The sequence below is a fragment of the Litorihabitans aurantiacus genome, assembly GCF_030161595.1.
GTDB classification, from domain to species: domain Bacteria; phylum Actinomycetota; class Actinomycetes; order Actinomycetales; family Beutenbergiaceae; genus Litorihabitans; species Litorihabitans aurantiacus.
Genome location: NZ_BSUM01000001.1, coordinates 3,038,599 through 3,059,731 on the forward strand (window position 1 = coordinate 3,038,599; position 21,133 = coordinate 3,059,731).

Consider the following 21,133-nt stretch of genomic DNA (forward strand, 5'->3'; position numbering starts at 1 on the left):
GGGGCGGGGGTGGTGCTGACGGGCGGTGCCGGTGGTCGGGGTCGGTGGGTGGGTCAGTGCGCGAGGGCGACGGCGCCGCTGCGCACCTCGACCCACGCCCGCTCCCCGCGGGCGCTGGTCTCCACGGCCTCGAGCACGTGCTGCACGTCGAGCGCCTGCGCGAAGCTGGGGGTGGGCTCCTCGCCGTCGTGGATCGCGCGCACGAGGTCGACCACCTGGTGGGTGAAGCCGTGCTCGTACCCGAGCCCGTGGCCGGGGGCCACCACGCGCCGACGTAGGGGTGCTCCGGCTCGGTGACCACGATGCGGCGGAAGCCGGATGCGTGGCTGTCGTCGCCGAGGTCGAGGTAGTGCAGGACGTTCATGTCCTCGAAGTCGAAGCTCAGCGAACCGCGCGAACCGTTGATCTCGAGCCGGATGGCGTTCTTGCGCCCGGTCGCGAACCGCGTGGCCTCGAAGGTGGCGAGACCGCCGCCGGAGAGGTCGCCGAGGAAGACCGCGGCGTCGTCGACCGTGACGGGGCCGCGCTCCGTGCCGGCCGTGCCGGTGAACCCGCCCGAGGCGGTCTGGACCGGTCGCTCCGTCACGAAGGTGCGCAGCGCACCGGTGACGCTCGTGACGCGCTCGTCGCTGATGAACTGCACGAGGTCGACGATGTGGGAGCCGATGTCACCCAGCGCGCCGGAACCGGCGAGCTTCTTGTCCAGCCGCCACGAGAGCGGGGCCTCGGGGTCGATCAGCCAGTCCTGGAGGTACTGCGCGCGCACGTGGCGGATCTCGCCGATCCGGCCCTCCGCCACGAGCTGGCGGGCCAGCTGGATGGCGGGCACGCGCCGGTAGGTGAAGCCCACCATCGAACGGATGCCGCGGGCGGATGCCGACGCCGCGGCGTCGGCCATCCGCTCGGCCTCGTCGATCGTGTTCGCGAGCGGCTTCTCGCACAGGACGTGCTTGCCCGCCTCGAGGGCCGCGATCGCGATCTCGGCGTGGGTGTGGCCGGGGGTGCAGATGTCGACGACGTCGACGTCGTCGCGCGCGATCACCTCGCGCCAGTCCGTGGCCGCGTCCTCCCAGCCGAGCCGGGTGGCGGCCTCCGCCGTCGACGTGGCGTCCCGCCCGCACACCACGCGCCGGCGCGGCTCGAGCGGGAGGTCGAACACGCGGGGCGCGGTGCGCCACGCGTGGGAGTGGGTGGCGCCCATGAACGCGTGCCCGATGAGGGCGACGCCCAGCTCACCCGTGTGCTTCTCGGTCATGTTCGGGTCCTTCCGGTGCGGTGGGGGCTCGCGGGGGCGGAGCCGTCGCGAGCCCCCACCGCGGTCGTCACTGGTGGATCAGGACTCGAAGGCCATCGGCAGGTACTGCTCGACGTTCTCCGACGTGACGACGGGGGCGAAGAGCTGGACCTCGCGCGGGACCTCGAACTGGACGAGGTCGCTCATGCCCTTGTTCTGGGCGAGGAGACGGGCGAGACGGACGCCGTCGGCGGCCTGGGTGGAGGGGTAGACCACGGTGGCCTCGACGACGGAGTCGCCGGACTGGATCTCGCGCATCATGTTGGCCGAGCCGGCGCCGCCGACCATGAAGAACTCGCTGCGGCCGGCGTTCTCGATGGCGGCCAGGACGCCGACGCCCTGGTCGTCGTCGTGGTTCCAGATCGCGTCGATCTCCGGCGCGGCCTGGAGCAGGTTGGCGGTCGTGGCCTCGCCGCCCGCGACCGTGAAGTCGGCCGCGACGCGGTTGGAGACCTCGAGGCCGCAGTCGCCCAGCGCGTCGGCGAAGCCCGCGCTGCGGTCCTGCGTCAGCGGCAGCGAGTCGATGCCGGCGATCTCGGCCACGACGGCGTCGGACTGACCGCCGAGCTGCTCGCAGATGTACTGACCGGCCGAGACGCCCATGCCGTAGTTGTCGCCCAGCACCGTGGTGCGGGCGGCGAACGGGCTGGAGAACTCGCGGTCGACGTTGACGACCGGGATGCCGGCCTCCATCGCCTCGGTGGCGACCTCGGTCAGCGCGGCGCCGTCGAAGGGCAGCACCACGATGGCGTCGACGTCGTCGTTGATGAACTGCTCGATCTGGGCGATCTGGGCGTTGACGTCGTCGGTGCCCTCCGAGAGGCGGAAGTCGACGTCGGAGTAGCGGTCGGCCTCGGCCTGCGCACCCTGCGTGATCGCGCCGATCCAGCCGTGGCCGGCGGCCGGGCCGGAGAAGGCGATCGTGACGGTCTCGCCGGGCTCGTCGTTGCCGCCGGCGGCCGGGGCGGAGTCACCGCCGGACGGGTCGGTCGCGGGGGGCGGGGGCTCGTTGCCGGTGCAGGCCGTCAGGACGAGGGCCGAGGCGGCGAGGGTGCCGACGGTCGCCCACAGGCGACGGGGGTGGTGCGGGACATGCGTTCCTCCTTGAAAGCAAGCGGGTGGTGGGGCGGGGTGGTGCGGGGGTCGACGGGACGGGGTGGAATCGGTGGGTGCGGGAACGCTACGTGCGGCGGACGGTGGCGAAACGCTGCTGGAGCAGCACGGCGGCGACGATGATCGCGCCCTTCGCCACGGCCTGGACCGAGGAGTCGAGGTTGTTCTGCACGAAGACGTTCGTGAGGGTCTGGAAGACGAGGACGCCGATGACGGTGCCGACGATCGTGCCGCGACCGCCGGCGAGCAGCGTGCCGCCGATGACGACGGCGGCGATCGCATCGAGCTCGTAGAGGCTGCCGTGGCTCGAGGAGCCGGCCGTGGTGCGGGCGAGCATCATGATCGCGGCGACCCCCGCGGTGAGACCGGCGATGGCGAAGACCCACATCGTGTGGCGCTTGACGTTGATGCCCGCGAGGCGAGCGGCCTCGGGGTTGCCGCCGACCGCGAGCGTGCGGCGCCCGAAGGTCGTCCGGTTGAGCACGAACCACCCGATGACGGCGACGATCGCAAACATCCAGACGATCTTCGGCACGCCGAGCAGGTTGCCGCGGAAGGTCGAGATGAAGCCCTGGTCGGTCACGATCTGCGTCTGACGGCCGGAGATGACCTCCGCGAGGCCGCGGGCGGCCACGAGCATGGCGAGCGTCGCGATGAACGCGACCACCCGCCCGTAGGCGATGAGCACGCCGTTGACGAGTCCCGCCGCGGCTCCGACGGCGAGCGCCGTACCGACCATGACGATCCAGTGGAACTGGCCGGCCATGTTCTGCGTGGCCCACGTGGTGGCCCAGACGGTCGCCAGACCCATGACGGAACCGACGGAGAGGTCGATGCCGCCGGCGGTGATGACGAAGGTCATGCCGACGCTGATGACGCCGATGACGGCCGCCTGCTGGAGGATCACCAGCATATTGGGGACGCTGAGGAAGCGGTCGCCCGCGGTGATCGTCCCGATGACGATCAGCAGGACGAGGGCCAGCACGAGGCCGACCATCTGGCCGATCCCGAGCCCCCTCCGAGGCGCGCCTTGCGGGCCGGCGTGGCCTCGCCGGCGGTCTGCTCGACGGGCGCCTCCGGCTGCGCGGTGGTCGTGTCGCTCACGCGTGTGCTCCTTCCATGACGAGGTCGAGCACGCGGTGCTCGTCGATCTGCGATGCGGGGCCGGTGTGGACCACGCTGCCGTCGGCGACGACCATCACGCGGTCCGCGAGGCCGAGGACTTCCTCGATCTCGCTGGAGACGAGCACGACGGCGGTGCCCCGCCGGGTGAGCTCGCGGATCAGCTGGTAGATCTCGGCGCGGGCGCCGACGTCGACGCCGCGGGTGGGCTCGTCGAGCAGCAGCACGTCGCAGCCGTGCACGAGCCAGCGGGCCAGCATCGCCTTCTGCTGGTTACCGCCGGACAGCGTGCGGATGTGGCGCTCGACGTCGGGCGGCGAGAGCTGGAGCGCGGCCGCCTGCTCCTTGGCGGCGCGGCGCTCGGCCCGCTCGTCGAGGAGACCGCTCTTCGCGAAGCGACCGAACGTCGACAGCGTGATGTTGCGGTAGATCGGCTCGTCGAGCAGCAGGCCCTGGCTCTTGCGCTCCTCGGGGGCGAGGCCGATGCCGTGGCGCACGGCGTCGGTGACCGAGCCGCGGCGCAGGGTGTGGCCCTTGACGCGGACCGTGCCGCCGGTGGCGCGCCGGGCGCCGTAGAGGGTCTCGAGGATCTCGGAGCGGCCCGCGCCCACGAGGCCGGCCAGACCGACCACCTCGCCCGGGCGGACCGTGAAGGAGACGGGCTCGAACGTGCCGGCCAGCGCGAGGTCGGTGACCTCGAGGACGGGCTCGTCGGACTGCGGGCCGACGGCGTCGCCGCCGAAGTTCGTGACGACCTCGCGGCCGGTCATGAGGGAGATGAGCTCCGACGTCGGCGTCTGCGCGACGGGGAGGGACGTGGCGACGGTGCGCCCGTCCTTGATGACCGTGATGCGGTCGCCGATCTCGCGGATCTCCTCGAGGCGGTGCGAGATGTAGACGATCGCGACGCCGTCGCGACGCAGCGTGTTGACCACGCGGAAGAGCTGCTTGACCTCCTCCTGGTCGAGCACCGCGGAGGGCTCGTCCATGATGATCAGCTGCGCGTCGTGGGACAGCGCGCGCGCCATCTGCACGACCTGCTTGCCGGCTGCCGAGAGCGAGCCCACGAGGCGGCCGGGGCGGATCTCGGAGTGGCCGAGGCGCGCGAGCACCTCCTTGGCGCGGCGGTTGGCCTCGCCGCGCTTGAGGACGCCGCCCGTGGACAGCTCGTTGCCGAGGTAGATGTTCTCGGCCACGGTCAGGCCGTCGACGACGTCGAGCTCCTGGAAGATCGTGGCGATACCGAGCTTGAGCGCGGCCTTGGTGGACGTGAGCCGGACGACCTCGCCCTTCCACACGATCTCACCCTCGGTGGGCTGGTGCGCACCGGCGAGCGTCTTGATCAGCGTGGACTTGCCCGCACCGTTCTGACCGAGGAGGCAGTGCACCTCGCCCGGACGGACGTGCAGATCGACACCGTCGAGGGCCCGGACTCCGGGGAACTCCTTGACGATCGCATTCATCTCCAGCAGCACCGCTGGCGGGTCCTCTGTGACCATACGGCGACACTAATCAGGGGTTGTGGCGGGTGTCAACATAAGTAGGTAACGTTCGTGTCTCAACCCGTGACCCCGGTCGCACGTCGTGGACGGCGACCGCGACCCTTCCCTACAGTCGCGACCACGACTGGGGGGTCGGAGGCAACGACGCCCCGGCGTCAGGGGTGGATGGCAGGTGTCCGACAACCGTTCTCGACGGGCCTTTCGTCGGCGCGCGCCATAAGATGACGCCGCGGGGGTCACCCCCGTGGAGGACGAGAGGTGGGTCCATGACCACGGACACGACGGAGCGGCTGCGCATCGTCACGCGATCGGCCGGTGCCGGTGAGCTCTTCCAGCTCCTCCGGGACGGCCGGCCACGCACGCGCACCGAGCTCGCCACCCTCACCGGGCACGCCCGCTCCACCATCACCTCCCGCCTCGAGGCCCTGCTCGCCAGCGGCCTCATCGCCCCCGTGGGCGAGGCGAGCTCGACGGGCGGTCGACCGTCGACGTCGTTCGCCTTCAACCCCACCTCGCGCGTGGTGCTCGCCGTCGACCTCGGCGCGACGCACGCGCGCCTGGGCGTCACCGACCTCGCGGGCGAGGTGCTGGCCAGCAGCGAAGACCGGCTCGACATCGCCGACGGGCCCGAGCGCGTGCTCGCGTGGGTCGCCGAGACCGGCCGACGGCTGATCGCCGAGGCGGGCCGCGACGTCGCCGACCTCATGTGCGTGGGCGCCGGTCTACCCGGACCCGTGGAGCACTCCACGGGGCAGCCCATCAACCCACCGATCATGCCGGGGTGGGACGGCGTCGACGTGCCCGGCATGCTGACGGCGCACCTGGGCGTGCCCGCGTTCGTGGACAACGACGTGAATCTCATGGCGCTCGGCGAGCACAGGCACGCGTGGCCCGACGTCGCGGACCTGCTCGTGGTCAAGGTCGCCACCGGTATCGGTGCGGGCCTCATCCTCGACGGCTCGCTGCGACGGGGCGCCCAGGGCGCGGCGGGCGACATCGGGCACATCAACCCCGACAACGAGCTCACCACGCCCTGCCGGTGCGGCAACACGGGCTGCCTCGAGGCGGTCGCCGGGGGCGGGGCGCTCGCCGCCGAGCTGCGCGAGCAGGGTGTCGAGGCGGAGACGAGCACCGACGTCGTCGCCCTCGCCCGCGCCGGGAACCTGCCCGCGCGGCACGCGGTGCGCTCGGCCGGTCGCCTGATCGGGACGGTGCTCGCGAGCTGCGTGAGCATGGTCAACCCGTCGCTCATCGTGATCGGCGGGGTGCTGTCGGAGTCGGGAGACCACCTCATCGCGGGGATCCGCGAGGTCGTCTACCAGCGCTCGCTGCCGCTGGCCACGCAGCACCTGCGCATCGTCACCTCGCGCACCGGCGCCTCCGCCGGGATCCTGGGGGCGAGCATGCTGGCGGTCGACGAGATGCTCTCGGTCGACGCGGTGGACGCGCTCGCCGGCTGACGCCCGCCGCTCCCGCTCCTCCCGCCGAGAATGCGCACAACTGCTGAATCGCGCTGATTCAGCAGTCCTCCGCATGCTCGACCGACGTCACCGCCGCCCGCTCCCGTCGAGAATGCGCGTCGCTGCTCTATCGCGCTTATTCAGCAGTGCTCCGCATGCTCACGGGCTGTCGGGTCGAGGGACCGGATCCGCGGCACGAGGGCAATCGGGTGCCGAGGGTGTCCGCTGTGAGCGGCTGGCACGGCTCCCCCACCCCCGGCCGCCGGTGTCGCCGCAGGTCGCCGGGCGCCGCTCGGCCGCCGGGAGCGGATCAGCCGCCCCCAGCGGACACCACAGCGCGCACCCCGCGCCTCAGCTCCCCGGGTCGACCCCCGCCAGCTCCAGCAGCAGGTCCCGCACCTCCGTGGCCGCGAGGCTCTCGCGCGCCACCGACGCGTCGTCGCACAGCAGCACCGGCGCGAACTCGGGGTCGTCCGGCAGCCGCCCGTGGCTCCCCCGCACCGGCGACGGATCGAGCGGCACCACCTGCATCGAGTAGCGCAGCCCCGCCTTCTTGCGCAGCAGCGTCGTGGCCGCGCGCGCCTTCACCCACCGGTCCTTCGGGTCCATGAACAGCTCGGCCGGGTCGTACCCGGGCTTCTTGTGGATGTCGACGGCGCGCGCGAAGTCGGGCGCGTTCGCGTCGTCCAGCCAGTAGTAGTAGGTGAACCACGCCTGCGGCTCGGCCACCAGCACCAGGTCGCCGGCGCGGTCGTGATCCAGCCCGGCCTCCGCCTTCCCCTCGGCGTCGAGCACCTGCTCCACGCCGGGCAGGTCACGCAGCAGCGCCGCCACCTGCGGCAGGTCCGCGTCGTCGTGCACGTACACGTGCGCCACCTGGTGGTCCGCGACGGCGAACGCGCGCGACGTCCACGGGTCCAGCAGCTCGCCGGTCGCGTTGTGGTGCACGTGCAGCAGCCCGGCGCGGCGCAGCGCGCGGTTGACGTCGACCGGCTGCGCCACCGGCGTGATCCCGTACTCGCTCAGCACCACCACGGTCACCCCCTGGGCGCGGGCGTCGTCGAGCAGCGGTGCGAGCTCGGCGTCGAGGTCCTTAGCGGCCCGCACCCCCTGCGGGCTCTCGGGCCCGAACCGCTGGTGGTCGTAGTCGAGGTGCGGCACGTAAGCCAGGGTCATGTCGTGGTCCGGCATGAGCCGGCGCGTGGCCGCGATGATCCAGCGCGAGGAGGCGATGCTCGCCGTCGGGCCCCAGTACGTGAACAGCGGGAACGGGCCCAGCTCGGCCTCGAGGTGGTCGTGCAGCTCCGGCGGCCACGTCCAGCAGTCCGGCGCCTTCCGGCCGTCCGCGTGGTAGACCGGCCGCGGCGTGATCGTGGTGTCCACCGAGGACCCCATCGCGTACCACCAGCACACGTTCGCCACGCGGTAGCCCGGCCGCGAGCGCCGGATCGTCTCCCACACCTTCTCGCCCGCCACGAGCCGGTGGTGCTGGCGCCACAGCAGCACCTCGCCGAGGTCGCGGAAGAACCAGCCGTTGCCGACGGCGCCGTGCTCGCTCGGGAGCGTGCCCGTGAGGAACGTCGACTGCACCGAGCACGTGACCGCGGGCAGCACGGTGCCGAGCTCGGCCCGGAAGCCGCCGGCGCCGACCGCTCGCAGGTGCGGCATGTGCGCCAGCGCGTTCGGGGTGAGCCCGACGACGTCGAGCACCAGGATCTTCTCGCTCATGCGCATCCCCTCTCCAGGCCGAGGTCGACGAGGGCGTCGGCTGCCCAGGTCAGCTCGGCGGCGATCCCCGCCACGAGCTCGGCGTCGGTGGTGGGGCGCTGCGCACTCGGCAGCACGTTCCAGGTGTAGCTCTCGACCTCGAGGTGGTCCACGACGCACCGGTCCCCGCCCAGCAGCACCGCGAGGGAGTCGCGCAGCTCGGGCGTCGTGCTGCGCAGACCCGCCGCCTGCGCCTCGGCGTGCAGCGGCACGTGGAAGTGGATCCGCCACGCGTCGGCGTCGTCCACCTCGCCCGCGAGCGCCTGCGGCAGGTCGTCCGCCCCGGCCGCCACCTCGCCCCCGGGCCTGCGCACCTGGTGCAGGAACCGGTCCTCGGCGAACTCCCCCAGCGCCGCGCGCGAGGCGGGGTCGGCCGGGTCCGCGACGTGCAGCGCGGCCGAGACCTGCGCCTTCACCACACCGATGCCGGCCTCGTCGAGGAGGTCGACGGCGTCGCGCGCCGATCCGAACCCGGTCGCCAGGTGCGCGAGGTCGAGGCAGACGCCGAGCCGCTCGCGATCGAGCCCGTCGAGCGCGAGCAGCGCCTGCTCCACGGTCTCGACGACGCACCCCGGCTCCGGCTCGAGGCCCACCTGGATGCGGCGCCCGGTCTCGCGCTCGATCGTGGCGAGCTCGTCGGCCAGGCGCGCGAGGTTCTCCCGGCAGGCCGCGGCGCGTGCGTCGTCCCAGGGCTCGCGCCACGCGAGCGGGAGCGTCGAGATCGAGCCGCGCTCGACGTCGTCCGGCAGCAGGCGCGCGAGCACCCACGCCGCGTCCACGGTGTAGTCGAAGCGCTCGGCCGTGGTCCAGTCGGGGTGGTAGACCCGCCCCTTGACCACGGGCGCCTGGAACGCGCCGTACGGGAACGCGTTGACCGTCACGACCTCGCCGCCGGCGCGCGCGAGACCCGCGCGCATCCGGTCCAGGGCCGCGCCGTCGCGCCGCAGCGTGCCTGCGGCGTCGGCCGAGAGCCAGGTGCCCAGGCCGATCGACGGCGTGCCCACCGCCTCGCGCACCGGCCGGGCGAAGGTCTCGAGCTGGGCGATCACGCCGTCCGCCTCGTGCGCGGCGTGCACGTTGGTGCAGTAGCCGAGGTGGACGCGCGCGCCGCCGGGTGGCGCAGCCGCATCAGTCGATCGCCTCGCCGCGCGCGAGGGAGTTGCCGGCGAAGTCGGTGGCCGGCGCGACCGGGTCGGCACCGTCGTCCTCCGGGAGCACGAGCCGCCCGCTGCGCCCGTAGAACTCCACGGGGTTGCGCCAGAGCACGCGGTCGACGTCGTCCTCGCTGAACCCGGCCGCCAGCATCGCGTTGCCGGTGTGGAGCGTGGTGAGCGGGTCGCTGTGCCCCCAGTCCGCGGCGGAGTTGACCATCACGCGCTCGAGCCCGACGCGCTGCAGGATCGTGACCATGCGGTCGGGCGACATCTTGGTGTCGGGGTAGATGGAGAACGCGGCCCAGCAGCCGGAGTCGAGCACGACGTCGACCGTGCGCTCGTTGAGGTGGTCGACCACGACGTCGGCCGGCTCCAGGCCGGACTGCGCGACGATCTCGAGCGTGCGGCGCGTGCCCGCCTCCTTGTCGCGGTGCGGCGTGTGGACCATCGCGGGCAGCTCGTGCTCGCCGGCCAGCTCGAGCTGGCGCACGAACGCGTGCTCCTCCTCCGGCGTCATCGAGTCGAACCCCGTCTCGCCGACGGCGACCACGCCATCCTTGGCGAGGTAGCGCGGCAGCTTCTCGAGCACGCCGACGCAGCGCGGGTCGTTCGCCTCCTTCGGGTTGAGCCCGATCGTGGCGTGGTGCGCGATCCCGTAGCGCGAGGCGCGGAACCGCTCCCAGCCGAGCAGGCCGTCGAAGTAGTCGAGGAAGCTGTCCACCGACGTGCGCGGCTGGCCGAGCCAGAACGCGGGTTCGGTGACGGCGCGCACGCCCGCCTCGCGCATGGCGCGGTAGTCGTCCGTGGTGCGGGACGTCATGTGGATGTGGGGGTCGAAGATGCGCACGGTCAGTCCTTCTTCTCGGAGTCGATGAGTCGACGCGTGTCGGCGGTGACCTCGCGGCCGGCGGCCTCGCGCTCGGCGGCCAGGGCGGCGGCCATGCGGATGAGCTCGGCGTCGGTGCGGCGCTCCAGCCCGTCGACGGCGGCGAGCGGCACACCCGTGAACAGGCACTTCAGCACCGCGTGGCGCCACTCGACCGCCGGCAGGTGGGCACAGGCGTAGGGCCCGACGGCGGCCGCCACCAGTCGGGTGTCGTTCGTGCGCAGGGCGTCGCGCACCAGGTCGAGGGCGGCGTCCGCCGCCGCGCCCTCCAGGTCGAGGTCGGGCAGCGCGCGCAGCACGGCGCGGCGCTCGTCGGAGTCGCCGTGCTGGTAGAGGTCCGCCAGCACCTCGGCGGCCGCGGCCGGGTCGTCGCCGGTCGTGGCGGAGCGCCACGCGAGCAGCAGCTCGCGCCGGCCGAGGTCCTCCAGGCGCGGGTGCAGGAGGTCGTCCGGGTCGGCGGCCGCGTCGTGGTCCGCGGCCGGGCCGCGGCCCAGCGTGCGCGCCGCGGCGGCGAACAGCACGGGCAGGGCCGAGGGGTCGGTGCGCAGCTTCTCCTGCTGCTGCGCGAGGCGCTCGCCGTCGAGCCCTGGGACCGGCGACGTGGTCGGCTGGGTCATGCGGGTGTCCTCTCGGTCGTCGTCGACACGTTCCGGTGCTCTTCACGCGCTCCGCCGAGCGCCACCCCGGCGGTAGCCGCGGCCTCCCGCACGGCGGCGAGCGAGCTGGTGGCCACGCGGGGTGCGGCGTGGTTGTGACGGGCGAGCTCGACGCTCAGCAGCCCGGGGTAGCCGGCCGCCGCGAGCCCGGCGAGCAGCGGCGGCAGGTCGACCTCGCCGTCGCCGAGCTCCAGGTGCTCGTGCACGCCGCGGCGCATGTCGTCGACCTGCACGTGCGCCACGAGCGGGCCGTAGGTGCGCACCACGTCGACCGGGTCGGCCTCGTTGCACGTGAGGTGACCGAGGTCGAGCGTCATCCGCAGGTTCTCGGGCCGGCCGGCGCGCCCGAGGAGCTCGTCGACGTCGGCGGCGCGCTCGAGGAACATCCCGGGCTCCGGCTCGACGGCGAGCGTCACGCCCGCGCGGTCCGCGGCGTCGAGCACGGGCTCCAGCGTGGTCAGCACGCGGCCCCACGCGACGTCGTCGGAGACGCCCTCCGGCAGGATCCCCGACCACAGGTGCACCACCGGCGCACCGAGGTCCACGGCGATCTCGACCGCCCGCAGGAGCAGGTCGGTGCGGCGCTCGCGACCGTCGTCGGAGACGAGCGTGGGGTGGTGCTTGCGGCGCGGGTCGAGCAGGTAGCGCGCACCCGTCTCGATGACGACGGCGAGCCCGCACTCCGCGAGCAGGCGCGCCACGTGCGCGGTGCGCCGTGCGACGTCGGGCGCGAACGGGTCGAGGTGGGCGTGGTCGAGCGTGAGCGCGACACCCCCGTAGCCGAGATCGGCGAGCAGGTGCAGCGCGTCGTCGATGCGGTGGTCGGTGAGGCCGTTGGTGCCGTAGGCGGGGATCATGCTCGCCGGTCCTCAGGTCGTCGCGATGCGGCGGGCGAGCGTCCGCAGGAGGGGGCGAGCCCGACGAGCGCGAGACCGGCGAGCGGGGTCGCGGCGGCGGCGAGCTGGGCGGCCTGCAGCGGCAGGAGACCGGCGATGCCGCGGCGCGTGGCGTCCCGCACGGTGCCGGCGTCGGGCGAGGCGGCCGCACCGGCCTGTGCCCGGCCCACGGTGACGCCGTAGAGACCGGCGAGACCCGCCGTCGCGACGGCGTCGTACCAGCGTCCGCGGCCGGTCACCGCGCCGACGACGGTCGCGGTGGCGACCCCCGCCGTCGTGGCCACGGCCGACCAGCCGGTGACGGGGTCGGAGCCGTTCACCTCGCCGCGCGCCAGCGCCGTGACGGCGACCGTGTGCGCGCCGGTGGCGAGCGCGGCGGGCAGCGCGGCGCGGTGGCCGCACGCGCCGAGCATCACGTCGAGCCCGCGGGCAGCGCCCATGACGAGCGGGCCGGCCGGCGTCTGCTTGGCGAGCAGGTCGTAGCCCCACGCGGCGGCGGCGACGGCGAGCGCGACGCCGAACCCGCGCCGCCCGAGACCGGTCGCCAGCAGGAGACCCGCGCCCGTGAGACCGCCCGCGAGGCCCAGCGCCTGCCCGGGCGTGACCCGGCCGGACGGGATGGGCCGCTCGGGGCGCTCGACGGCGTCGAGCTCGCGGTCGGAGTAGTCGTTCAGGGCCATGCCCGCGAGGTAGAAGCACGCGCCGGCCGCGGGGGCGAACGCCGTGCGCGCGCCGGCCGGCCACCCGGCGGCGGCGGCCCCGGCGAGCGCGTCGCCGGGGACGGACAGGACGGCGGGGACGCGGACGAGTTCCGCGAGGTCCGCCACCCCGGGGCGGGCGGGGGTCACGGGGTCGGCTGCATCGGCTGCTCCGGCTGCACCGGCTGCGCTGTCGGCGCGGGGGCCGACGCCGCACCCGCCGTCGTGCGGCGCGCCGGGAGCTCCCCGATCCAGTCCACGAGCGTGTGCCACTGCTCGTCGAGCGCGTGCGTGGTGCCCGCCAGCGGCTCCTTGAAGAAGAAGCCGAGCGCCGCGAGCGGGCCCGCCTGACCGGCCTCGTGCGCGCGGTCCAGGAGCCGGACGAGGTCGAGCACGAGCGGCGCGGCGAGCGCGGAATCGGCCCCCTGCCACGTGAACTGCATCGTCATGCGGGTGCCGAGGAAGCCGGAGAAGGAGATGTGGTCCCACGCGGTCTTCCAGTCGCCCTGGTCGGCGACGTAGTCGATGCGGACCGGTCCCTCGACCGGGTAGCCGAGGATCTCCGAGACCGTCAGGCCCTTCGTGGTGGTCTTGCTCTTCGCGGCCTCGGGGTCGCTGAGGGTCTGCCCGTCACCGCCGCCGAGGATGTTCATGGCGGTCCAGCTGTTCACGCGGAGCGCGCGGCGGCCGAAGAGCGGCGCGAGCGCGGACTTCACGAGCGTCTCGCCGGTCTTGCCGTCGCGGCCCGCCCAGGGGAGGCCGAGCTCGCGGGCGAGGGCGTCGAGGGCGCCGCAGGCGGGGCCGGTGCTGGGCGTGAACGCGGCGAGGGGGCAGCCGGCGCGGAAGGCGGCGTAGGCGTAGAGCGAGCTGAGCGGGAGGGGCGAGCCTCCGCCGTCGAGCTCGGCCTCGAGGGTGGCGAGGTCGTCGAGCGCGGGCGACGGCGTCACGGGCGGCTCGGTGCTCGAGACGTCCACGACGACGACGCGGTCGAGCCCGTGCTCGTCGCGGAACGCCGCGAGGTCGGCGATCAGGCGGTCGGCGGCCTCGCGCTGCGGGACGCCGGCGCCGATGCCGGGGCGGATGCGGCCCTCGACGTCGGCGAGCTCGGCCGCGAGCTGCTCGGGGAGGCCGAAGGGCAGGACGCCGCTGCGCGCGAGGTGCGCGGCCTGCTCGGCGACGGTGTGGGTGGCGACGTCGTGGCCGCCGACCACGAGGTCGGCGAGCGGCGCCAGGTCGGCCGCCGCGACGTCGGGCAGCTCGGACACGAGGCCGTCCGTGGGGGCGAGGCCGCGCTGGACGGCGAGCAGACCCACGGTGGCGGTGGTCGCGACGCTGCCGCGGGCGCCGACGAACCAGATTCCCGTGCGCGCTCGCACGTGCGAGGGTGGGGTCGCTGCGGGACCGAGGGACGACGACGTCGGGGACTCAACGTTGAGCATGGCCCCACGGTACTCCCCTTCCGTCGCCGGTCAAGTGAACTCCGGGTCATTGGGGCGCCACTTGCGTCGCGGATCGCCACATGGGGGTGGGTGCTCAGCCCGCGAGCGCCTCTCGGACCGTGCGCGGCGCACGTCCCAGCACGTCCTGCACCCCGCTGGTCACCGACGCGTTCTCTCCGCGCGCGATGGCCGCGTACAGGTTGCTCTGGAGGCGGGCGCCGTCGTCGCCGACCTCGGCCGCCGCCTCGCGCGCCCACGCCGTCGGGTCGGCGGGAGTGAACGTGAGCTCGCGCGACGTCGCCTCCCCCACGAGCGCGACGGCGTCGGCGAACGTCATCAGCTCGGGTCCCGTCAGCTCGTACGTGCGCCCGACGTGCTCGGGCGTCAGGAGCGCCGCGACCGCGACCTCGGCGATGTCCTCGGCGTCGATGAAGGGCTCCAGGCCCTCGCCGACCGGCAGCGCCAGCGATCCGCCCGCCAGCTCCTGCGCGAACATCCCCTCGGTGAAGTTCTGCACGAACCAGGACGGCCGCAGCACAACGGTGGGCACGCCCGAGGCGGCCACGGCCTCCTCGACCGCCGGGACGAAACCGTCGCCGCCCTGCTCCGGGTTGCGAGCCGACAGCAGGACCACGCGCTCGAGGTCGGCGGCCGCGAGCGCCCGGGTGACCGGGACGAGGTCGATCGGCTCGTCGGGCAGGGTCAGGTGGGCGAGGGCGACGCCGTCGAGCGCCGGGGCGATCGTGGCCGGATCGGCCCAGTCCAGGCGCGTGGCCGAGGACCGCGAGGCGGCGCGGACGGTGTGCCCGGCCGCCTCGAGGCGGCGGGCGATGCGGCGACCGATCTTGCCGGTGGCGCCGGTGACGAGGACGGGGCGGGGCTGCTCTGAACGCGAGGCGGTCGTCATGCGTCCACTCTCGCGCACCCGGGCGCGGCCGAGGACGTCGTGCGCTGAGAGCCGTCCGACCGACGACCTCTTGACGCGCGGCCTAGGGTCGCCAGCATGGGAGTGCGCAGCTTCGAGCACGTGGGTGTCGTCGTCGAGGACCTGGACGCCGCCGCGGACTTCTTCGTCCTGCTCGGGTTCGAGCGCGGCGAGAAGGCGGAGGTGCGTGGCGAGTGGGTGGACCGCGTCACCGGTCTGCGCGGCGTCGAGCTCGAGATGATCGTCCTGACCGCGCCGGACGGGTCGGGTGCGATGGAGCTGACCCGGTTCCGCCGCCCGGCCTCGCCCGGGCTCACGATCCGGCACCGGCGAACACCCCGGGTCTGCGCCACCTCGCCTACCGGGTGGACGGACTGGAGCACCTCCTGACCCGTGTCCGTGCCGCCGGGTGGGAGACCGTCGGCGACGTCGTGAGGTACGAGGACGTGTGGCTCCTGGGCTACGTGCGCGGACCGGAGGGGCTCATCGTGGAGCTCGGCGAGCGGCTGGACGGGGCCGACTGACTCCGGGTGGGTGTTCTCGGGCGGTCACCGCTGTCGGAGTCGACGGCCTGGTCGGTGCCGCTCGCGGAGCATCGCGTCCAGGGTCTCGGTGATCTCCGCCAGCACCTGCGCCATCGCGTCGAGGAAGAGCCACTCGCGGTAGCTCCGGCGCGTGCCGCCCCACACGGAGACGTCCTCGTCAATCCCGTCGAACCACACCCAGATCGGCCGCTACCCCGGCCCGCGCTCGATCGTCGTGCCCCACCCGCAGGACACGATCCCCCCGCCGACCGCCTCGCGGTGCCTGTCCTCGTGCCGGTAGGTGAGCCTGCGCGCGTCCAGCACGTACTCGAGGTGGGCGCGCAGCTGGAGCTGCTCGGGCGGCGGATCCGGCACGGGCAGGTCGCGCATGCGGAGCTGCTCCTTCCGGTCCGCCCGCCGGTCGGCACGGCGACGGCGCAGCGATTCCCGGCCGCGCCCGTCGCGCGGTCCGAAGGTCGCCACCGCCTCGGCGTACGGCGCGGGCCGGCGCAGGTTCTCCTCCGCCCACGCCTCGACGTCGGGCATCCTCGAGGTCGCGACGACGGCGGCGACGAGCTCCTCGGGATCGAGCGGCGTCCGCCCGAGGGTGACGGCGCCGTCGGCCAGCACCGCCCAGTGCGCACCGGACCTCCCGTACGGCAACCCGACGCTGCCGGAGTTCACCACCGTGCGGCCTCCGACGAGCCGCACGAACGGCATGTGCGTGTGCCCGAGGACCACGGTCCCGACGTCGTCCGGCAGGTCCCGCAGCACGGTGCGCCACCGCGCGTCGCGCGTGTCGACGAGCACGACCTCGGCGTCGTCGCGGGGAGTCGCGTGGCAGAACCGGACGGGGCCGAACCCGTCGACGTCGAGCGTGACCTGCTCCGGCATCGCCTCGATGAGACGGAGGTGGGCCGGTGTCAGCTGCGCCGCGCCCCAGACCGACACCGGGTCGCCCGAGAGCCCGACGTCCTCGCCCCACGCCATCTGCAGGAGCTCCCGATCGGCGTTCCCGCGCACGAGGACGGCGCGGTCGCCGAGCCCGACGAGCCGGTCGAGCACGCCGACCGGGTCAGGACCCCACGTGTGGTCGCCGGTCACGACGACGAGATCCGCGGCCGCCACCGCCGGCGCGGCGAGAGCGGCGTCGAGCGCGGGCAGCACGCCGTGGACGTCCGAGAGCACCGCGACGGATCGGGCCATGGCCCCACCCTGGCACGGGTCCGCGGCCGCGGACGGCTCTCGTGGGGAAGTTCCGGACGTCCCGTCCGTCCGGAACTTCCCCACCAGCGCCGTCGCGAGGCCGCCGAGGGTCTCGTGGGATTCGGGGCGGCGCGCCTGTGTACCGTGCAGCGGGCTCGACGATCGGAGGTGACGGGCGATGGACGAGCACGCGATCGCCCTCGTGCACCGCCACCACCGCACCCCCGACGGCACGACGATCGCCTACTCCGCGCTCGGGGGACGCGGGCCCGACGTCCTCCTCCTGCACGGCCTCGCGGGCAGCGGCCGCGAGATGCTCGAGTCCGCGCGGGCGCTCGGCGGGCGCCGCGCGATCGTCGTCGACCAGCGCGGGCACGGCCGCTCCACCCGGGTGCCGACGGACACCTCGCGCGAGGCGTTCGTCGCCGACGTCGTCGGCGTTCTCGAGCGCGAGTCGTCCGGTCCCTCGGACCTCGTCGGACAGTCGATGGGCGGGCACACCGCGATGCTGGTGGCGGCGGCCCGACCCGACCTGGTGCGGCGCCTCGTGCTGCTGGAGGTCGACGAGGGCAGCGGGAGCGAGGCGGATCGCGAGGCGATGGCCGCGTACTTCCGGAGCTGGCCCGTTCCGTTCGCGGACGAGACCGCCGCGCGCGCGGCGCTGGGGGACGGCGCGCTCGAGCGGGCCTGGGTCGCCGATCTGGAGTGCCGCGCGGACGGCCTGCACCCCCGCTTCGACGCCGACGTCATGGCGGCGGTGGCGGCCGGCGTCGCGCGGCCCCGCTGGGAGGAGTGGGGCCGGGTGAGCGCGCCGACCCTCGTCGTCTACGCCGACGGCGGCATGTTCACGCCGGCGACGAAGGACCGTTTCGTCGCGGCCGGCCGTGACGTCACGCGGGTCGACCTGGCCGGCGCCTCCCACGACGCCCACCTGGACGCGACCGACGCGTGGCTCGCCGTCCTGCGCGACTTCCTGGACGCGCCGTGACCCGGCCGAGTCTCGTCGCGCCGCGTCCGCAGGAGTGGGCGCGGCGCGCGATCGAGCGGACGACGGCGATCCACCGGGTCCTGCCGGACGTCCCGATCGAGCACATCGGCTCCACCGCGGTCCCCGACCTGCCGGCGAAGGACTGCATCGACCTCCTCGTGGGCGTCGACGCCGCAGCGATCGTCGCGAGCACCGACGCACTCGCGGCGGTCGGCTGGGACGTCGAGGGTGCCCTCGCGCACCACGCCTGGCTGAGCTGGCCGCACCGGTCCGAGCGATCGTGCGTCGTGCACGTGGTCGAGGACGGCGGGCGGGCGTGGCGACGACCCATCGCCTTCCGCGACCTCCTGCGCGCCGACGCGGACGCCCGGCGGCGCTACCTCGACGTCAAGCGGGCGGCCGCGGCCACGAGCCAGGGGTGGGACGACTACACGGCCCGCAAGACCGTGATCGTCGCGGAGCTGCTGATACGCGACGGCTGACGGCCCGTCCCGCCGTCGCGGGCGCCGTGCCGCGTGCCTCGTGCCAGCAGGGTGGCCGTTCCCCACCCGGTGTCGCCGTCACGAGCGCCCGGACTCGCCGCTCGTGGGGAAGTTCCGGACGTCCCAGGCGTCCGGAACTTCCCCACCAGCGGCACGATGCACCGCCCACCGCCGTCGCGCGACCACCGAAGGGTCTCGTGGGGAAGTTCCGCAGGCCTGAGCCTGCGAAAGTTCCCCACGAGCGCAGGTGTGCGACTCCGGGCGCGGTCGAGAACGGCGGGTGCTGCTCGACCGGCGCGCTCGAGCAGCACCCAGCGTTCTGGCGCAGACACGTGCGGCTGAGAACGGCGGGTGCTGCTCGGGCGGCGCGTTCGAGCCGCACCCAGCGTTCTCGGGCGCAGCGGCGCGCGGCGGCGGCGCCGCGCACCCGCACCCGCACCCGCACCCGCACCCGCACCCGCACCCGCACCCGCACCTGCACCTGCACCCGCACCACCGTTCACCCCGACGAAACCCCGCGCCATCCGCGCGCAACGTGCCCACGGCACGCTCGACGTCGTCGACCCGCCCCGACGACACGGCGACCCGCTCGCCGACAGGAGACGACCGTGAAGCACCTCAAGCACCCCGCCGCCCAGATCGGGCTGGCCGCCGTGGCCGGCGTCGTCGCGGGCCTGATCCTCGGCGACTGGGCCGGGAACCTCCGGTTCGTCGGCGACCTGTTCATCCGCCTCATCCAGATGTCGATCGTGCCCCTGGTGATGGCCAGCGTCATCGTGGCGACCGGGTCGATGGCCGGGGCCGGCACCGGGCGCCTCGCGTCGCGCACGTTCGGCTGGATCCTCGGGTTCTCGGTCGTCTCCGCCGTCGTCGCGTGGGGTCTCGGCACGCTCCTGCGCCCGGGCGACGGCATCACGTTCAGCGAACCGGTCGACCCCGAGCTGATCGAGTCGGCGCAGGCCGCGACCGGATGGCAGGAGACGCTCCTCGGCTTCGTCTCCACCAACGTCGTGGAGGCGATGGCCGGTGCGTCGATGATCCCGATCATCGTGTTCTCGCTGCTGTTCGGCCTCGCGACCAACGCCTACGTGCGCACCACCGGCAACCGGCTCATCCTCGACCTGCTCGACCAGGTCCAGCAGGTCGTCCTCACGATGATCCGGTTCGTCATGGTGATCGCCCCGGTGGGCGTGTTCTGCCTCCTCGCGGCGATCGCGGGCGAGGTGGGCTTCGCCGTCGTCACCTCCGCCCTGGCCTACCTCGGCACGACGCTGCTCGGCGTCCTGATCGTCATGGCCCTGATGGTCCTCACGGTGACCGCGCGCACCGGCCTGAACCCGTTGCGCCTGCCCGGCAAGCTGGCCGAGCAGACCGTCATCGCGATCACGACGACGAGCTCCGCCGTCACCTACCCCACCGTGCTGCGCAACACCGTCGAGAAGGTCGGCGTGAGCCGACGGGTCGCGAACTTCACCCTCAGCATCGGCCTGACGATGGGCTCGTGCGGCGCGGTGCTGAACTACACGATCGTCGTGCTGTTCCTCGCGCAGTCCGGCGGCGTCCAGCTCACCACGGGTCAGATCCTGCTCGGGATGGGGCTCGCCATCCTCCTCAACATGGGGACGATCACCGTGCCCGGCGGGTTCTCGGTGGTCGCGCTGTTCCTCGGCACGTCGCTCGGGCTGCCGCTCGAGGCCGTCGGTCTCCTCATCGCCGTGGACTGGTTCACGGGCATCTTCCGCACGTTCCTCAACGTCAACGGCGACACGATCGTCGCGATGCTGGTGGCGCAGCCGACCGGCGAGATCGACCGCGAGGTGTACGACGGCCTGCGCACCGTCGAGACGACCACCGAGGCCGATCCGGACGAGCTGCAGCCGCAGCTCGCGCGCGCGGACGACGCGGGCTGAGGGGCGTCCGCGTCCGCTGTGAGCGGCCGGCTGCACCATCGGCCGAGGCTCAGTGGCGGTCTCACCCCGTTCCCACGGTGGGCCGCCGCGGCCGGGCCGACGCCAGCCGCTCACAGCGGACGGGCCGCCCCGCACGCCGGTAGGGTGCGGCGGCATGACCGGCGCGAGCGCCCCGACCGACCTCAAGCGCGAGATCTCCGGCTACGCCGCGCGCGCGGATCGCTTCGACGTCCTCGACCTGCCGCCGCGGACCTACCTCGCGGTCGACGGCCACGGCGACCCGAACACCGCCCCCGCGTGGGCCGACGCGCTCGCGGCGCTCTACCCGGTCGCCTACGCCCTCAAGCACCTCGGTCGGCGCGAGCTCGGCCGCGACCACGTCGTGATGCCGCTCGAGGCGCTGTGGTGGTCGGCCGACATGGCGACCTTCACCAGCGCCCGCGACAAGTCGACCTGGGACTGGCGCGCCATGATCCTCACGCCCGCGTGGGTCACGCCCGAGCACGTCGCGACGGCGACCGCAGCCGTCCGGTAGAAGCAGCGCGACGGCGCGTCCCCCGCCCTCGAGCGCCTGCGTCACGTCACGCTCGCGGAGGGCCTGGTGGTGCAGACGCTGCACGTCGGGCCGTACGACGACGAGGGCCCGGTGCTCGCGCGCCTGCACGACGAGGTGATCCCCGAGCGGAGCCTGCGGATGACCGGGCACCACCACGAGATCTACCTCGGCGACCCCCGACGTGCCGCGCCCGAGCGGCTGCGCACGATCCTGCGCCAGCCGGTCGAGCGCCGCGCACCCTGAGAGGCGCACCCCCGAACGCCGCGCACCCTGAACGCCGCGCACCCTGAACGCCGCGCACCCTGAACGCTGAACCCGGCACCACGGCCCCCGGACACCCGGTTCCCCGACCCGCACCCCACCGGTAGGCTCCCTCGCGTGCTCATCCGACCTCCCCTCCCGGCGCCCGCGCGCCCGCTGGGTCGCGTGATGACGCACATCGGGACGAACGGCTACGTCTCGAGCTGGGGCGAGGACCTCTCCGGGGTCCAGCCCGCGGCCGGCTAGCGCCGGCCCCTCCCCGCCGGGACACCCGCACCTGCGCGGGATCGCCTC

At 73.9% G+C, this 21,133-nt stretch carries 22 protein-coding genes and 2 pseudogenes; 9 read left to right on the forward strand and 15 right to left on the reverse strand.

Features of this window, described 5'->3' with window-relative positions:
• Positions 1 to 53 precede the first annotated feature (53 nt).
• The 5 genes and pseudogenes from QQK22_RS14460 to QQK22_RS14475 form a co-directional block, all read right to left on the reverse strand.
• Positions 54 to 1,255 (reverse strand): annotated as a pseudogene (locus QQK22_RS14460) (Gfo/Idh/MocA family protein).
• A 78-nt stretch (positions 1,256 to 1,333) separates the two neighbouring features.
• Complete coding sequence (locus QQK22_RS14465; protein WP_284252773.1) at positions 1,334 to 2,365, reverse strand: substrate-binding domain-containing protein; 1,032 nt, start codon at positions 2,363 to 2,365, stop codon at positions 1,334 to 1,336.
• A 109-nt stretch (positions 2,366 to 2,474) separates the two neighbouring features.
• Complete coding sequence (locus QQK22_RS14470; RefSeq protein ID WP_348525600.1) at positions 2,475 to 3,392, reverse strand: ABC transporter permease; 918 nt, start codon at positions 3,390 to 3,392, stop codon at positions 2,475 to 2,477.
• Positions 3,371 to 3,511 (reverse strand): hypothetical protein, encoded by a 141-nt coding sequence (locus QQK22_RS18925; protein WP_348525601.1) that lies wholly within the window; start codon positions 3,509 to 3,511, stop codon positions 3,371 to 3,373. The genes QQK22_RS14470 and QQK22_RS18925 overlap by 22 nt, the downstream gene beginning before the upstream one ends.
• Positions 3,508 to 5,028, reverse strand: a complete 1,521-nt coding sequence (locus QQK22_RS14475; RefSeq protein WP_284251667.1) for a sugar ABC transporter ATP-binding protein — start codon at positions 5,026 to 5,028, stop codon at positions 3,508 to 3,510. The genes QQK22_RS18925 and QQK22_RS14475 overlap by 4 nt, the downstream gene beginning before the upstream one ends.
• Positions 5,029 to 5,297: 269 nt before the next feature.
• Here QQK22_RS14475 and QQK22_RS14480 point away from each other — a divergent pair, with 269 nt between their 5' ends.
• Entirely contained in the window at positions 5,298 to 6,491 is a 1,194-nt protein-coding gene (locus QQK22_RS14480; protein WP_284251668.1) for an ROK family transcriptional regulator, read from the forward strand.
• Between the two features lie 351 nt (positions 6,492 to 6,842).
• On the opposite strand, the gene QQK22_RS14485 is transcribed toward QQK22_RS14480, so the two are convergent.
• The 8 genes from QQK22_RS14485 to QQK22_RS14520 all read right to left on the reverse strand — a co-directional run bounded on the left by QQK22_RS14485 (position 6,843) and on the right by QQK22_RS14520 (position 14,894).
• Positions 6,843 to 8,219: an alkaline phosphatase family protein gene (locus QQK22_RS14485; protein ID WP_284251669.1), complete on the reverse strand. Its 1,377-nt coding sequence runs from the start codon at positions 8,217 to 8,219 to the stop codon at positions 6,843 to 6,845.
• Entirely contained in the window at positions 8,216 to 9,334 is a 1,119-nt protein-coding gene (gene eboE, locus QQK22_RS14490; RefSeq protein ID WP_431310163.1) for a metabolite traffic protein EboE, read from the reverse strand. Before eboE ends, QQK22_RS14485 begins: the two co-directional genes overlap by 4 nt.
• A gap of 52 nt (positions 9,335 to 9,386) precedes the next feature.
• A complete protein-coding gene (locus QQK22_RS14495) occupies positions 9,387 to 10,259 on the reverse strand; it encodes a TatD family hydrolase (protein ID WP_284251671.1) in 873 nt (290 codons plus the stop codon).
• Positions 10,260 to 10,261: 2 nt separating this feature from the next.
• Positions 10,262 to 10,915: an EboA domain-containing protein gene (locus QQK22_RS14500; RefSeq protein ID WP_284251672.1), complete on the reverse strand. Its 654-nt coding sequence runs from the start codon at positions 10,913 to 10,915 to the stop codon at positions 10,262 to 10,264.
• On the reverse strand, positions 10,912 to 11,811 hold the full coding sequence (locus QQK22_RS14505) for a sugar phosphate isomerase/epimerase family protein (RefSeq protein ID WP_284251673.1): 900 nt from the start codon (positions 11,809 to 11,811) through the stop codon (positions 10,912 to 10,914). The genes QQK22_RS14500 and QQK22_RS14505 overlap by 4 nt, the downstream gene beginning before the upstream one ends.
• Positions 11,808 to 12,698: an SCO3242 family prenyltransferase gene (locus QQK22_RS14510; protein ID WP_284251674.1), complete on the reverse strand. Its 891-nt coding sequence runs from the start codon at positions 12,696 to 12,698 to the stop codon at positions 11,808 to 11,810. Before QQK22_RS14510 ends, QQK22_RS14505 begins: the two co-directional genes overlap by 4 nt.
• The gene (locus QQK22_RS14515; protein ID WP_284251675.1) at positions 12,695 to 13,987 is read right to left on the reverse strand and encodes an inositol-3-phosphate synthase; all 1,293 of its coding nucleotides are present in this window, start codon (positions 13,985 to 13,987) and stop codon (positions 12,695 to 12,697) included. The genes QQK22_RS14510 and QQK22_RS14515 overlap by 4 nt, the downstream gene beginning before the upstream one ends.
• 94 nt (positions 13,988 to 14,081) lie before the next feature.
• Positions 14,082 to 14,894, reverse strand: a complete 813-nt coding sequence (locus QQK22_RS14520) for an NAD-dependent epimerase/dehydratase family protein (RefSeq protein ID WP_284251676.1) — start codon at positions 14,892 to 14,894, stop codon at positions 14,082 to 14,084.
• A gap of 96 nt (positions 14,895 to 14,990) precedes the next feature.
• Between QQK22_RS14520 and QQK22_RS14525 the strand changes: the two genes are divergently transcribed.
• Positions 14,991 to 15,302, forward strand: a complete 312-nt coding sequence (locus QQK22_RS14525) for a VOC family protein (RefSeq protein WP_284251677.1) — start codon at positions 14,991 to 14,993, stop codon at positions 15,300 to 15,302.
• Entirely contained in the window at positions 15,278 to 15,436 is a 159-nt protein-coding gene (locus QQK22_RS14530; RefSeq protein ID WP_284251678.1) for a VOC family protein, read from the forward strand. The genes QQK22_RS14525 and QQK22_RS14530 overlap by 25 nt, the downstream gene beginning before the upstream one ends.
• A 24-nt stretch (positions 15,437 to 15,460) precedes the next feature.
• Here QQK22_RS14530 and QQK22_RS14535 read toward each other — a convergent pair whose 3' ends face one another.
• Together QQK22_RS14535 and QQK22_RS14540 are read right to left on the reverse strand one after the other, a co-directional pair.
• Entirely contained in the window at positions 15,461 to 15,634 is a 174-nt protein-coding gene (locus tag QQK22_RS14535) for a hypothetical protein (RefSeq protein ID WP_284251679.1), read from the reverse strand.
• 12 nt (positions 15,635 to 15,646) lie between these two features.
• The gene (locus QQK22_RS14540; RefSeq protein WP_284251680.1) at positions 15,647 to 16,642 is read right to left on the reverse strand and encodes a metallophosphoesterase family protein; all 996 of its coding nucleotides are present in this window, start codon (positions 16,640 to 16,642) and stop codon (positions 15,647 to 15,649) included.
• A 178-nt stretch (positions 16,643 to 16,820) separates the two neighbouring features.
• Between QQK22_RS14540 and QQK22_RS14545 the strand changes: the two genes are divergently transcribed.
• The 6 genes and pseudogenes from QQK22_RS14545 to QQK22_RS14565 all read left to right on the forward strand — a co-directional run bounded on the left by QQK22_RS14545 (position 16,821) and on the right by QQK22_RS14565 (position 21,085).
• A complete protein-coding gene (locus QQK22_RS14545; RefSeq protein WP_284251681.1) occupies positions 16,821 to 17,630 on the forward strand; it encodes an alpha/beta fold hydrolase in 810 nt (269 codons plus the stop codon).
• Positions 17,627 to 18,112, forward strand: a complete 486-nt coding sequence (locus QQK22_RS14550; RefSeq protein WP_284251682.1) for a GrpB family protein — start codon at positions 17,627 to 17,629, stop codon at positions 18,110 to 18,112. The genes QQK22_RS14545 and QQK22_RS14550 overlap by 4 nt, the downstream gene beginning before the upstream one ends.
• 608 nt (positions 18,113 to 18,720) lie before the next feature.
• The gene (locus QQK22_RS14555) at positions 18,721 to 20,022 is read left to right on the forward strand and encodes a dicarboxylate/amino acid:cation symporter (RefSeq protein WP_284251683.1); all 1,302 of its coding nucleotides are present in this window, start codon (positions 18,721 to 18,723) and stop codon (positions 20,020 to 20,022) included.
• 154 nt (positions 20,023 to 20,176) lie between these two features.
• On the forward strand, positions 20,177 to 20,557 hold the full coding sequence (locus tag QQK22_RS18930; protein ID WP_348525602.1) for a hypothetical protein: 381 nt from the start codon (positions 20,177 to 20,179) through the stop codon (positions 20,555 to 20,557).
• Between the two features lie 33 nt (positions 20,558 to 20,590).
• Positions 20,591 to 20,821: pseudogene (locus QQK22_RS18935) on the forward strand (GyrI-like domain-containing protein); the annotation flags it as partial.
• A gap of 135 nt (positions 20,822 to 20,956) precedes the next feature.
• Positions 20,957 to 21,085, forward strand: a complete 129-nt coding sequence (locus tag QQK22_RS14565) for a hypothetical protein (RefSeq protein ID WP_284251684.1) — start codon at positions 20,957 to 20,959, stop codon at positions 21,083 to 21,085.
• The last annotated feature ends 48 nt before the right edge of the window (positions 21,086 to 21,133 follow it).

Excerpts from the sequence above, each read along its gene's own strand:
- QQK22_RS14505 (WP_284251673.1), bottom strand. The coding sequence starts at position 11,811 with ATGATCCCCGCCTACGGCACCAACGGCCTCACCGACCACCGCATCGAC.
- QQK22_RS14545 (WP_284251681.1), top strand. The coding sequence starts at position 16,821 with ATGGACGAGCACGCGATCGCCCTCGTGCACCGCCACCACCGCACCCCC.
- QQK22_RS14485 (WP_284251669.1), bottom strand. The coding sequence starts at position 8,219 with ATGAGCGAGAAGATCCTGGTGCTCGACGTCGTCGGGCTCACCCCGAAC.
- QQK22_RS14480 (WP_284251668.1), top strand. The coding sequence starts at position 5,298 with ATGACCACGGACACGACGGAGCGGCTGCGCATCGTCACGCGATCGGCC.
- QQK22_RS14515 (WP_284251675.1), bottom strand. The coding sequence starts at position 13,987 with ATGCTCAACGTTGAGTCCCCGACGTCGTCGTCCCTCGGTCCCGCAGCG.
- QQK22_RS14540 (WP_284251680.1), bottom strand. The coding sequence starts at position 16,642 with ATGGCCCGATCCGTCGCGGTGCTCTCGGACGTCCACGGCGTGCTGCCC.
- QQK22_RS14500 (WP_284251672.1), bottom strand. The coding sequence starts at position 10,915 with ATGACCCAGCCGACCACGTCGCCGGTCCCAGGGCTCGACGGCGAGCGC.
- QQK22_RS14525 (WP_284251677.1), top strand. The coding sequence starts at position 14,991 with ATGGGAGTGCGCAGCTTCGAGCACGTGGGTGTCGTCGTCGAGGACCTG.
- QQK22_RS14520 (WP_284251676.1), bottom strand. The coding sequence starts at position 14,894 with ATGACGACCGCCTCGCGTTCAGAGCAGCCCCGCCCCGTCCTCGTCACC.
- QQK22_RS14475 (WP_284251667.1), bottom strand. The coding sequence starts at position 5,028 with ATGGTCACAGAGGACCCGCCAGCGGTGCTGCTGGAGATGAATGCGATC.
- QQK22_RS18930 (WP_348525602.1), top strand. The coding sequence starts at position 20,177 with ATGACCGGCGCGAGCGCCCCGACCGACCTCAAGCGCGAGATCTCCGGC.